Source organism: Rhizobium sp. RSm-3, assembly GCF_001854685.1.
Lineage (GTDB): Bacteria > Pseudomonadota > Alphaproteobacteria > Rhizobiales > Rhizobiaceae > Rhizobium > Rhizobium ecuadorense.
The window spans coordinates 1-12,801 of the sequence record NZ_MAWZ01000008.1 but is presented as its reverse complement, the minus strand read 5'-3'; the positions used below and the strand labels follow the sequence as shown (position 1 = coordinate 12,801).

Annotated in this window: 11 protein-coding genes; 4 read left to right on the top strand and 7 right to left on the bottom strand. The window is 58.1% G+C overall.

Going from position 1 to position 12,801, the window contains the following annotated elements:
• Positions 1-73: 73 nt before the first annotated feature.
• The 6 genes from BBJ66_RS10390 to BBJ66_RS10365 all read right to left on the bottom strand — a co-directional run bounded on the left by BBJ66_RS10390 (position 74) and on the right by BBJ66_RS10365 (position 8,364).
• On the bottom strand, positions 74-1,096 hold the full coding sequence (locus BBJ66_RS10390) for a DUF808 domain-containing protein (protein WP_049731525.1): 1,023 nt from the start codon (positions 1,094-1,096) through the stop codon (positions 74-76).
• Between the two features lie 500 nt (positions 1,097-1,596).
• Positions 1,597-2,265, bottom strand: a complete 669-nt coding sequence (locus tag BBJ66_RS10385; protein WP_443217132.1) for a TetR family transcriptional regulator — start codon at positions 2,263-2,265, stop codon at positions 1,597-1,599.
• Positions 2,252-3,352 (bottom strand): NmrA family NAD(P)-binding protein, encoded by a 1,101-nt coding sequence (locus BBJ66_RS10380; protein WP_071086844.1) that lies wholly within the window; start codon positions 3,350-3,352, stop codon positions 2,252-2,254. The genes BBJ66_RS10385 and BBJ66_RS10380 overlap by 14 nt, the downstream gene beginning before the upstream one ends.
• Positions 3,353-3,421: 69 nt before the next feature.
• Positions 3,422-4,000: a glutathione S-transferase family protein gene (locus tag BBJ66_RS10375; protein WP_071086842.1), complete on the bottom strand. Its 579-nt coding sequence runs from the start codon at positions 3,998-4,000 to the stop codon at positions 3,422-3,424.
• 132 nt (positions 4,001-4,132) lie between these two features.
• Positions 4,133-7,264: an efflux RND transporter permease subunit gene (locus BBJ66_RS10370; protein ID WP_071086839.1), complete on the bottom strand. Its 3,132-nt coding sequence runs from the start codon at positions 7,262-7,264 to the stop codon at positions 4,133-4,135.
• The gene (locus BBJ66_RS10365) at positions 7,264-8,364 is read right to left on the bottom strand and encodes an efflux RND transporter periplasmic adaptor subunit (RefSeq protein ID WP_049731530.1); all 1,101 of its coding nucleotides are present in this window, start codon (positions 8,362-8,364) and stop codon (positions 7,264-7,266) included. Before BBJ66_RS10365 ends, BBJ66_RS10370 begins: the two co-directional genes overlap by 1 nt.
• 96 nt (positions 8,365-8,460) lie before the next feature.
• On the opposite strand from BBJ66_RS10365, the gene BBJ66_RS10360 reads away from it, so the two are divergent.
• The 4 genes from BBJ66_RS10360 to BBJ66_RS10345 all read left to right on the top strand — a co-directional run bounded on the left by BBJ66_RS10360 (position 8,461) and on the right by BBJ66_RS10345 (position 12,128).
• Positions 8,461-9,045: a TetR/AcrR family transcriptional regulator gene (locus BBJ66_RS10360; protein ID WP_049731531.1), complete on the top strand. Its 585-nt coding sequence runs from the start codon at positions 8,461-8,463 to the stop codon at positions 9,043-9,045.
• 46 nt (positions 9,046-9,091) lie between these two features.
• Positions 9,092-10,369 (top strand): beta-ketoacyl-ACP synthase II, encoded by a 1,278-nt coding sequence (gene fabF, locus BBJ66_RS10355; protein ID WP_049731532.1) that lies wholly within the window; start codon positions 9,092-9,094, stop codon positions 10,367-10,369.
• A gap of 41 nt (positions 10,370-10,410) precedes the next feature.
• Positions 10,411-11,403, top strand: coding sequence for a cell division protein FtsZ (gene ftsZ / locus BBJ66_RS10350; protein ID WP_116429621.1), 993 nt, complete (start codon positions 10,411-10,413; stop codon positions 11,401-11,403).
• 254 nt (positions 11,404-11,657) lie between these two features.
• A complete protein-coding gene (locus BBJ66_RS10345) occupies positions 11,658-12,128 on the top strand; it encodes a DMP19 family protein (protein ID WP_161492673.1) in 471 nt (156 codons plus the stop codon).
• A gap of 27 nt (positions 12,129-12,155) precedes the next feature.
• Here BBJ66_RS10345 and BBJ66_RS35135 read toward each other — a convergent pair.
• The coding region (locus BBJ66_RS35135; protein WP_210184954.1) for a hypothetical protein at positions 12,156-12,801 on the bottom strand (646 nt) is incomplete at its 5' end.

The following is a 12,801-nucleotide window of genomic DNA, read 5'->3' as shown; positions in this document are numbered from 1 at the left end:
GGTCGCTCCTGACAGAAACTGCGGCTCGGACCGATGAGCGGGCAGCTCATTCGCGGGCGAGAATCCGAGAGTTTCATTTTTTCCCGTCCGCCAGTGCCTCTTTCCGCCGGCGACGCGGCAGGACTGATTTGAAGTAGCGCCACATCGGGGAGATAACGTAGCCTGCGACCGGAATCGTGATCAAGCCGGCGACAATACCGACGATGCCCGCTCCGGTGGCCTCGACGGCCCATCGCAACACGGACGCCAGAACGGGAATGGCTTGGGAGGCGACCTCCCCGGCATCATGGATGAGATGCGCAAGGCCACCCACGCCATAGGCTTCGAGGCCGTGCACGATGATGCCGCCGCCGACCCAGATCATCGCAGCCGTTCCGACAATACCGAGCGCTTTCAGAAAATAAGGCATGCCTGTGACCAGTCCACGTCCGACCACGCGCAGGAATGCCCCCATCGGAGACGCCGTCTGCACCCGCGCCATCATCAGGCCCAGATCATCGGCCTTCACGATCAGCGCCACGCCGCCATAGACCATGGCCGTTATACCCAGTCCAACGACGGCAAGGATGAAGGCCTGCGTGAATAAGCTGCCTGATGGCACCGCGGCGAGCGTAATCGCCATGATTTCGGCCGACAGGATGAAATCGGTCTTGATCGCACCGGCGACCTTTTCGTCTTCGAGGGATTGCGCATCGAGGCTTGTCGTCTCGAGTGCCGATTCATGGGCGTGAGCCGCATGCGGCAGCACCAGTGCGTAGATTTTTTCCACGCCCTCGTAGCAGAGAAAAAGTCCGCCGATCATAAGCAGCGGTGTGATCGCCTGCGGCGCGACGAGGCTGAGGATAAGCGCCGCGGGAAGCAGGATCAGAAGCTTGTTCTTCAGCGAACCGACTGCGATCTTGCCGATGATCGGCACTTCGCGTGCTGCCGAAAATCCGGTGACGTAGCGGGGTGTGACTGCCGCATCATCGATGACGACGCCTGCCGCTTTCGCGCCTGCCTTGGCTGCCTGGCCGGCAATATCGTCAAGCGAGGCTGCAGCCACCTTGGCCAAGGCGGCGATATCATCAAGAAGGGCGATCAGGCCAACACTCATTCAAGCCTCCGTTGGGAAGATAGACTTACACAGCATAAAACGGAAAAACCCATCCAACGACCTCGGGACGAGGCGTGTCATCCCCGCCGGGAAGATGCCACGCACAGATCGCAACGGCAATGCCGCCGTTATTCACCCGGCGTCGGGCTCAGCCCGCCTCCCCCCGCAAAGAGCATGTCTGCCGTTTCAGCGAAACCCCTGACAGCCCCGGATTTGCACTCTGTGCCAATGCGGCGGATCAGTATCTCCGCCCGTTCGCCAGACCAGGGAAGCGTAGTTTCCGCAGCTCGGTGCGGCAGGCGAGAACGCGATTTTTGCGTATTGGATATTGGGAAAGTTGGTTGCGGGGCCTGAGAGTCGCAGACTTGCAAATTAGTCGAATTTGGAGGGTGTCTGAGGCGTACGCATATTTATGGACCCACGGTTTCGCAAGCACGACAAACTCCTTGCCGTGAGCCGTCGGCTATTTTTAAAGCGATCTCCATCATCTCCCTTCCCACTCATTTTCGTATTTTTGCGGACCATGCCACTCGAACGCCGAGGGCGCTCAGGACGAATGCGATCTGGCCTCTCAGTTCCATGTCGACATCATTCTGGTTTTTTAGGCGCAGTTCAACCAGAAGAGGATGCAGAAACGGATTCATTGCATCGACAACAGCTTGTGCGGTTTCCACTGAACCAGCAACGCCCAGTTTAGATGATGCATTCATCTCGCGGAGGATTTTTGCGAGAATTGCGATCAATCGTTGAAGATAGAGGCGCGTTACTGCCCAGTTGTCCAAATAAGCTGCGACGTAGAGCGCGTGGATATTCGGCGCATGGATAAAATCTTCGCGAACCCGACGATGAAGGACTTGCAGGATCGTAACCAGCCTTGCCGGAGCGGTGTCGGGACCGCCGGCGATATGAGTGATCGCCGACAGCGTGTCGTCGGTTAGCCTGGCAAAAACGCCATGGTCTATAGCCGCTCTCGTTGGGAAAAAGCGATAGATGTTCGCCCGGCTCATGTCCAGGTTATCTGCTATATCGGCGACGTTGGTTTTCTTGTGGCCGATGCGGCGGATATAGGCTTCGGCATGATCGAGAATAAGGCTCCTGATTTCAGCGTCTTCGCCTCGGCGTGACCTCAGGCCATCGCTTGGCATCACCAAGGTGTCAGAGGCCGCCAACATTTCCCCTTTGCCTATCTTCGCTGCTTTTCAGAACCGAAAAGCTGTTTTGCAACGCCTCGGGCTGCAGCTTGTCCCAGAGCGAAGGTGAACCGTTTAAGCGGGCAAGTTCCTCATGGCGCCGTATCCACTGCTCGGCCGACCTCAATCTGTTGGGATGGATGTCATCAAGAAGCTGGTAATCGCGTTTGATGATGTCATGTCTCCACATGTTCCAGAAGCCCGTGAAGTTGTCCCTAAAACTCATCGTGCTCCTATCGGCGGGATCCGCATTGTAGCCGGCCGGCCGATCTGCCGCGTTCTTGAGGGATCCGCCGAAATACTGATGCACGTCGGTATCTATGTAACGTGCGGGATGTCCCGTCACACGCTCGAACGTCGCAGCGAGTTCGTCGTAACGCACATGTTCGATGGCAACCTCAAGGTCCATTCCGACAGACCGTTCGGTGTTGTCGAAAAGCCAACGGACATAATATGCGCAATCTTCCAGCGAGACATGGACAACGGCTCCACGTCCAAGCGGCACTCTCCAGGTAACAACGCCCTCCTCAATTCTGGGCGTCATCGGCGTAAAGGGCGAGAACGCCATCTCCATATACGGCCCGGTCGTAAATATCGCGGCGCCCATCCTGTCGGCATTGGCTTTGTTTTGCGACAGAATCCATTCTGCGACGCGCCCTTTGCCGTCATAGTGGCCGGTTCGGAAACGCGAATCATATCCTGCCTTTTTCAGCACATAGTCGAGGTTGCCGAAAACGAAGAACCTGATCCCCTCCTCGATCGCGATTTCATAGGTCCTCATCGCGAGATAGGTTTCTGTTTTCTCGCCCGTGTTGAACCCGTCGATATTGACAAAAGCTCCATTGCAAGCACGGAAGCCTTTGCGGAGAATCTCTTCGTCAGCGAATGAACCCTCTATCAAGGAGACATTGCCCATATCCTCCAGTTGTCTCGCGCGCTCCGATGTACCGTCTCGGGTGAGTGCCAGAACGTCATATTTGCCGTCAGCGACCAGACCCTTTACCACCGACATTCCTTGTGCTCCCGTGGCACCAATCACGAAAATTCTGCTGGTTTCAAATGACATCCGGATCTCCTTCAAGTGCTCGACATGCCCACGACCATGAAACGATTTTTGCGTGCATCGTTCGGGCAGTCATGCTGATCGAATCACAGGTGCAGACGTTGTCAGCGCCCGTCGAAATGCCGGCCGCCCTTCACCGCGTGCGACGTAATTCTTAAGATTTGGATTGTTTTCGAGGAATTCAGTGCCGCGTAGCGCTCGCAGCACTGACACCATCAATAGGTCCGCGGCACTGAATTCCCCTTCCAACCAATCAGCGTTGCCAAGCTTGGAGGAAAGTTCCCTAAGCCGAACAGGCAGATAGCCGGCGCCATCGGATGAGATGCAAGGCTCGATTGTGTTCAACGCCGCAAACATCCACATAATCGCACGAGACCTGGCGTTTGGATCGAGCGGGAGCAGGCCAGGAAATTTGTGCGCGATGTGATGGACGATCGCACCTGACTCAAAAAGCACGAGATCCCCGTCCTCATAGGTCGGCACCTGCCCAAAAGGATGAAGCTCGCGGTATTCAGGACGGCGCATTTCGGAAAAAGTCAGCAATCGCATCTCATAGGGCTGCCCAACAAGCGCCCATCGCACGCGCATATCCCGGTGAAAACCCCGGCCGCCATCGGGAGGGTTTCTGAAAATTGATACGATCGGGGTCATGTCGCTCCTATTCTTCGATTCGCGTGGGTGGTTGACGGCTGGATCCCGCCGCCATTGGGCTGGAGGCGGGACCTGATGGTTACCCTTCGACTACTCCGAAGCGTCAGCGACGCTTCGGAGTAGGTCATCGCATCACTCCGCCGCGAGATGCATCTTCGGTTCCGTCTGACTAGCCCCCGACTGGATCGTTCCATGGTCTTGGTGCATCTCGGTTTCCTCTGTGGGCTTGATCCGGAACCATGCCGCATAGAGAGCAGGAAGGAACAGCAGGATCATCGCGGTGCCGACAGCCGTGCCGCCGATCAGCGTGTAGGCCATCGATCCCCAGAACACCGAATGGGTCAGCGGAATGAACGCGAGTACCGCTGCAAGCGCCGTCAGGATCACCGGACGGGTTCGCTGCACGGTCGCTTCGATGACGGCGTGATAGTCATCGAGGCCAGCCGCCTGGTTTTCCTTGATCTGCTCGGTCAGGATGAGGGTGTTGCGCATCAGGATACCGGCAAGTCCAATCAGACCTAGAATGGCGTTGAAACCGAAAGGTTGATTGAAGAGGAGCAAGGCCGGCACTGCACCGGCAAGGCCAAGCGGCGCCGTCAATATGACCATGGTCATGGTCGACAGGCTGCGAACCTGAAGAACGATCACGATCAGTGTCGCTGCGATCATCAAGGGGAAGATTTTGGCGAGCGCGACGTTTGCCTTGAGCGATTCCTCGATATTGCCGCCCATTTCGATCCGATAACCGACGGGCAGCGAGGTGATCAATGGCTGCAGGGCCTGCATGACGGCCTTCGACACTTCCGGTGGTTGCGTTGCCTCGCTGATGTCAGACCGGACGGTGATGACCGGCGTGCGGTCACGGCGCTTCATGATCGGCTCTTCGAAGCTAACCTCCGAGTGACCGATCTGATCGAGCGGAATTGCCCTTCCGTCCCTGCTGATCAGCGAGAAGTCCGAGAGCTTTGAGGGATCAAGACGATTGTCGCCACCGCTGCGCGCAACAACCGGGACGTTGCGGATGTTTTCACGGACCTGGGTTATAGGAACGCCCGTCAGCAGAAGCTGCAACTGTTGGGCGGCTTCGGCTGGCGACAGGCCGATGAGATTAAGCCTCTCCTGGTCAGGAATGAAGCGGACGATGGGCGTGCGGTTGCCCCAATCGCGGTTGGACTGGCGAACGTCCGGGACGGTTTTCATGATCGCGAGTGCCTGTTCCGAGATCTGATAGAGCTTCTCGGGATCGGGCCCCATAATGCGAAACTCGACGGGGAAAGGTGTGTAAGGTCCGAACACGAGCTGCGTGACGCGAACGGAGGCTTCCGGCGCAAGGCCATCGGCGATGGCGGCACGCAGGCGATGCTTCAGCGCTTCACGACCTTCTGCATCGGGGGTGAGCGCTACGATCTTGGCGAAGGCCGGATCCGGCAGTTCAGGCGCCATTGCAAAGAAGAATCGTGGCGCGCCCTGGCCGATATAGCTGGTTACGATCTTCGACTCGGGCTGCTTCTGCAGCCAGCGCTCGAGCTTTTCGACCGTAGCGGTGGTCGTTTCGATACTCGTGCCTTCGGGCAGCCGAACCTCGACCAGCACCTCGGGACGATCCGACGTCGGGAAGAATTGCTGCTTAACGCTTCCCATTCCCACGACGGACACAGCCATGACCACGACCACGACAGCGCAGGTCATGAACTTATGGCGAACGGCGAACTTGATGACTGCACGAAGACGTTGGTAATTCGGCGTGCCATAGATGGCGCCATGTCCGCCCGTGACAGGCTTGATGTCGGGAAGCATCTTGACGCCGAGATAGGGTGTGAACACCACGGCGATGATCCAGGATACGATAAGAGCGAAGCCCACGACCCAGAAAATGTTGCCGGCATACTCACCCGCCGTCGATTTCGCAAAACCGACCGGCATCAGGCCGATAATGGTGACAAGCGTGCCTGACAGCATGGGCGCTGCGGTATGGCTCCAGGCATAGGCGGCCGCCTTGATGCGGTCCATGCCCTCTTCCATCTTTACGACCATGACCTCAATAGCGATGATCGCATCATCTACCAGAAGTCCGAGCGCCAGAATCAGGGCGCCAAGCGTAATGCGATCGAAGAAGCGTCCGGTTTCCAGCATGATCAGGAAGACCACGGCAAGCGTCAGTGGAACGGCGAGTGCCACGACGATACCGACGCGCCAGCCCAGAGCGATCAGACTGACGAACAGCACGACACCGAGCGCCATCGCGAACTTCATCATGAATTCGCCGACGGCTTCCTGAATGTTCACGGCTTGGTCGCTGACCTTCGCCAGAGTCATACCGAGAGGCAGTGATTGGCTGATCGTCGCAGATCTTTCCTCAAGCGCCTTGCCGAGTTCGAGACCATTCCAGCCCGATTGCATAACGGCAGCCAGCATGATCGCCGGCTCGCCCTCGTGTCGAATGATGTAGGTCGCGGGATCTTCGTAGCCGCGACGGATATCCGCTATATCGGAGAGTTTCAGAGTCCGGCCACCGGCCACGATCGGTGTATCCGCGATCGCCTGTATGCTGTTGTAGGCGCCATCAAACCGGATAAAGACCTGCGGACCGCGTGTATCGATGGAGCCGGCGGGCGTCACGGTGTTCTGGTTTTGGAGGGCCGACGCGATGTCCTGCGCCGACACACCAAGCGTAGCGAGCTTGGCGAAGGAGAATTCGACAAAGATCTGCTCGGGCCGTTCGCCGAGAATGTTGATCTTCTTCACGCCCGGCACATGCAAAAGGTCCTGCCGGATCGTTTCCGCCTGACGAACCAGGTCGCGCATCGGCATGCCCTTGGCTTTCAGCGCGTAAAGGGCGAAGCTGACGTCAGAATACTCATCATTGACGAAAGGTCCGAAGACACCAGGCGGCAGGCTCCTCGCCTCGTCGCCCAGTTTCTTGCGTGCCTGATAGAATTCTTCCTCGACCGCGCTGGCCGGCGTGCTGTCCTTGAGGGTAACCGTCAGGTAAGCGTAGGCAGGACGGGTGGTTGTCTCCACCCGATCATACCAGGTCAGTTCCTGAAGACGCTTTTCCAGCGGTTCCGCGACGAGATCCTGCATCTCGCGCGCTGTTGCGCCCGGCCAGACACTCGTAACGGTCATCGTCTTGATGGTGAAGGACGGATCCTCTGCGCGCCCGAGACTCATGAAGGCGTAGACGCCTGCTGCGGCTAGAAGGATGATGAAAAAGAGGGTGACGGCCCGCTCACGAACGGCCAGCGCGGAAAGATTGAAGCTCATCACTTGGCCGCCTCTGCTTTTTCTGCACCCGTCCGAATGGTCGCGCCGTCGGTCAGGAGATGCGCGCCAAGTGCAACGACGACTTCGCCCGGCTTCAAGCCAGAAACGATCGCATCTTCCTCGCCGAGCCGTTCGACCGTCAGTTCCCGGAAGTGAACGGTAGAGGATTTATCGACGACCCAGATGCCCGAACGGTTGCCGTCGTCCAGAAGCGCGCCGATCGGCACCTCGGCATGGGTTTGCGCATCCTTATTGGGTATCTTGATCGTTACCGTTGCGCCCAGATGCGCTGTCGCCGCACCTCCTTGCAGGACCCAACGCGTTTCGTAGGTGCGGGTTCGCGTTTCTGCTGAAGCCGAAATCTGGCGAAGCACCGCGTTGTCTTCTGCGTCGCGGCCATAAACGGTGGCTTGTGCGGTCGCGCCGATCTCCGGCCTGAGATTTTCGGGCATCCACACCAGAGCCTCCCGCGCTCCGGCCTGGGCAAGCCGAATGACCGTCTGGCCGGCTGCGACCACCTGTCCGGGTTCGCCCAGCGTTTCGACAATTGTTCCGTCGGCGTCTGCCAGCAGCACCGTATATGTCGCCTCGTTGTCAGCGACATTCGCCTCGGCTTTTGCCGCCGCAAGTTGCGCGGTGGCAGTATCAAGGGCCGCTTTCGCCTTTTCATACTGCTGCGTGGATGCCGCCAGGTTTTTCACCAGAGCGGCGAAACGCTTTTCGTCGGCTTGTGCCTGAACGAATGTTGCCTGTGCCGCCGCAACGGCATTGCGTTTCGCGGTCAGCGCGAGGCGCAGATCTGTTTCGTCGATCTTCATCAAGGGCTGTCCGGCTTTCACCTCGTCACCGAGGTTCACCAGCCTTTCGACGATCTTGCCGGGGACACGAAAGCCAAGATCGCTCTGGACGCGGGGCGCGATCGTCCCGGTAAAGCTTCTAGCGACGGTATCCGGCGTCGTTGCCTCTACGACACTCACAAAGGGGATTGCGGTCCGAGGATCGGCCGCTGCCGCGACTTTCTCGGTCGGCCAAAAGACAAACGCGGCGGTGGCGGCGCCGGCGATCACGACCGCAGAGGAGAGGAGAAACTTCGTTTTCATGTGATGACCCTTCTTGACGGTCGATTCATCGGAATAGATTGCAACTTAAATCTAAAACGTATATAGATGTCAAATGAAATCTAAAAGGAGCAGCAAATGCGAGTCACTCGAGCCCAGGCCGAAGCAAATCGAGACGCAGTGATCACTGCGGCAAGCCGGCTCTTTCGCGAACATGGTTTTGACGGGATCAGTCTCAAAGACCTGATGAAGGGAGCCGGCCTTACCCAGGGCGGCTTCTATAAGCAGTTCGAATCCAAAGACGATCTCGCGGCGCTCGCATCCCGTCGGGCGATGGAGAGTGCAACGCGCCGGTGGTCGTCCGTCGCAGCCTCGAGCTCCGGTCCGTTGCGCGCGGTCGTCGGTCTCTACTTGTCGGCCGACCATCACGGAGAAACGGGGGACGGATGCCCGCTCGTCGCACTTGGCTCTGACGCGGCTCGCCAAAGGGCGGAAGTCCGGACACCCTTCCAAGACGGGATCGAGGCTCATCTGCAGGTGCTGGAGGAACTGATGCCGGAAAAAGGCGAGCCCGACGCCAATGAAAAGGCGATGGTGGTGCTGTCCCTGATGGTCGGCGCGGTCACGCTGTCAAGGATCATGACGGACGCGGATATGTCGGACCGTCTGCTTCAAGCGGCGGCCAATGAGGTAGAGCGCCTCGCCCCCCTCGACGAAGACTAGGACGCCACCGTTCCAGTCCGGCAACACACAATTTCTCGGAGTTATCATGCGTCGTATCGTCGTCACAGGCATGGGTGCGCTCAGCCCCCTCGGTGCCAATGTCTCAAGCTCCTGGACACGGCTCAAAGCCGGAAAATCCGGGATTCGCCGTCTATCGGACGAGGTTGTCGGTGGTCTCCCCGCCAAGATCGGTGGTGTGGTCCCCTCCATCGCCGAGGACGCAGAAGCAGGGTTCGATCCTGATCTTGTGCTGCCATCGAAGGATCAGCGAAAGATCGATCGCTTTATTCTTTTCGCGCTCGCGGCGGCTGACGAAGCACTTGCCCAGGCGCGTTGGAAGCCCATTTCGGAAGAGGACCGCCTTCGAACGGCGACGATCATTGCTTCCGGGATCGGCGGCTTTCCCGCCATCACTGACGCTGTGCGGACTGTCGACCATAAGGGGCCACGACGTTTGTCGCCCTTCACCATCCCGTCGTTTCTGGTCAATCTGGCAGCAGGTCAGGTATCGATACGACATGGGTTAAAGGGTCCCCTTGGAGCACCCGTGACAGCGTGCGCGGCAGGCGTTCAGGCGATTGGTGACGCCGCCAGGCTCATTCGCGCGAACGAAGCCGATATCGCCATCTGCGGCGGGACGGAAGCCTGTATGAATATCGTGAGCCTTGGCGGCTTTGCTGCCGCGCGCTCCTTGTCTACGGGGTTCAACGACACGCCTGAACTGGCATCGCGACCCTTCGATATACTCCGCGACGGGTTCGTCATGGGCGAAGGTGCGGGCGTGCTGGTCATCGAATCCCTCAGCCATGCCCTTGCGCGCGGTGCCGAGCCTTTGGCCGAATTGGTCGGCTACGGCACGACAGCCGACGCCCACCACATCACGTCCGGTCCTGAGGATGGATCGGGTGCCGCGAGAGCCATGCAAATTGCGATCCAACAGGCCGGTATTTCTCCTCAGGAAATCCAGCACGTGAATGCTCACGCGACCTCCACGCCGGTTGGAGACCGTGGGGAAATCGAGGCCATCAAGTCGGTGTTCGGGAAGGCATCCGGTCTGGCGGTGAGCGGCACGAAATCAGCGACCGGTCACCTGCTCGGCGCTGCCGGTGGGCTGGAAGCAATCTTTGCGATCATGGCTCTGCGCGATCAGATTGCGCCGCCAACGCTGAATCTGGATGCACCAGACCCTGCCAGCGACGGAATCGACATCGTCGCCAAGGCGGCCCGGCCGCTGTTCACGGATTACGCGATCACCAATGGCTTCGGGTTCGGCGGCGTGAATGCGAGTGCGCTGTTCAAGCGCTGGCCTGCAAAAGCGGCATAGGCCTCCACAAGCAATTTCGAACGAGGATAGGACGGATTATAATGATTCACCCCCTAGAGAAACCGGCAGGCTGGAAGCCGAAGATTGCCGTGATCGGTGTCGGCGGCGCCGGCGGAAACGCAGTCGACAACATGATCATGCAGGCATTATCCGGTGTCGATTTTCTGGTTGCAAACACCGACGCTCAGGCGCTCGTCAAGTCCAAGGCGCCGCAGGTCGTGCAACTTGGCCTGAAGGTTACCGAGGGTCTGGGCGCCGGCTCGCTCCCGGCAGTCGGTCGTGCCGCTGCGGAAGAGTCGATCCACGAGATCATGGAGCATCTCGCCGGTTATCATATGTGCTTTATCGCCGCTGGCATGGGCGGTGGCACGGGGACCGGGGCCGCGCCGGTTATTGCCCGCGCCGCACGGCAAGCCGGCATTCTCACCGTCGCCGTTGTCTCGGAGCCCTTCGTGTTCGAAGGCTCACACCGCATGCGCCAGGCGAAAGAAGGCATCGAACAGCTCCTCGAAGTCGCCGATACCGTCATCGTTGTCCCAAACCAGGGCCTCTTTCGCCTCTCGGCCCCGCATACCACGCTTGCCGCGGCCTTTGCTTCGGCTGACGCCGTGCTTTATGCAGGCGTCAGTTCGATTGTCGATTTGATCCTGAAGGAAGGAGTGGTCAATCTCGATTTCGCCGATGTGAAAGCGATCATGCGGGACATGGGCATGGCGGTGATGGGGACCGGCGAAGCTGCGGGCCCCGGCAGAGCGACCGCGGCCGCGAAAGCAGCCCTGGAAAATCCGCTGTTTGGCGCGATACTCGGGGATGCAAAAGGGGTTCTCGTCTCGATCTCTGCCGGTCGAGATCTCACCCTGTTCGAAGTCGATGAGGCCGCCGGCCGCATCCGCGAAGAAGTCGATGGGAATGCCGAAATCATCTTCGGCGCAAGTTTCGACGAATACCTCGGTGAGCGGATGCGGGTGTCGCTCATCGCAACCGGGATCGGACTGGCGGCCCGAGCGCCGCTGCTTGTCGACCGTGTCGCCTGACGTTCATGATTCAGGGTCCGTCGGCTTCCAAAGGCAATGCGTTCCTGAGCATCTCAACTCAGCTCAGCAAAAGATCGTCGGCGTAGACGTTCGGTTTTATCGTCCCCGAAAGGAAAAGGTCGTAAGCGGTGTGCCGCTCTCACCTTTACAGTAATCGCTCTTTGATGGGCACAGTAACTATAGCCGTTTGCAGGCTTCGCGATTTGATCGTATCAACAACCTCACGTAGGTGGGTTGGATAGTTGGGAGTCATGATGACAGCGCCATACAATGATCTTGGCTCGCTCGATGACTGGCTCCTTAAACAAGGGATTGAGCAGGCAGAGCGCGGGATTTCGATTGAAGACGAGCTTATTCCGGGGACGGTCGAGCAGTTGGGGCTGCCTTATGGCTATCTTTACGCTACGGTTATTTTCGACGGGGAAGTCGCCAATGGTGGCCTTCCTCAGTTCTTCGAGAACTCATTCGGTGCTTTGGCGCCTATTGTTCGGGATGCGTTGCAGGCAATGGAACTGCGCCACTACGCGACCATCATGACGCAACTTCTCAATGCCTCTGGACCGGAATATCCTCGCAATCGGTGGGTTCGAGTAGATAAGATAGACTCCGACACTTCCGTCCAGGAGATGCTGGATCGCGGATATCATGCCATTGATGTCTGGAGCCGGGAGTTCATCCTCGCACGCGACAATTACGCCAGAAAAAATGAGTTATTGAATGAGTAAACCGCGTCCAGAATGGCTCTTTTGAGCCTAGATCATATTAGCTATCACTGTAATAAACTTAAGCTCGTTGTCATTCAGAAATTGACTGAAAGCTCCGGCCCAGGTCTTGATCTGACTCAAGCCTTCCGTTCCCACCCCGATCATCGCGCTAGGACCATCAACTATTGTTTTCCCGTCATCAAATCCCGCATCTGAACTGACCAATAGGCCATTTGGTTTCGCGGCTACGTCCACAGTCACTGAGAATTCTTGGATACCACTGACCTTTGTGACACATAGGAATATCCTCAGAGGGAAGTGCTCGTTCGAACTATGACCCACTGCGACAATAAAATTTCGTCCAGAATTTTCTAGGCGCTCACGCCATCCATCTAGCAATTCGCGCACGACTAACTCAAGGCTACCGATATGATCGAGATTCATATGCATTCCTATTTTTTCATCGTGCCTACTACGGCGTCCATAAGTTCTTGCGTTAGCGAATGAACGACAGGACTTCCATGGGTGTCGATCCAGCTGCGCGCGCTGAGTTCTTTCTCGACTATCAGCAGAAACGCAAAAACCCGCCGAGAGGCGGGTTTTGCGGAAGTAAAGATTGGTTGCGGGGGCAGGATTTGTTGTTTTCTGTCCCTCTGCGTCGGCTTTGCCTCCTTGCGGGCCCCTGATTAGGCAT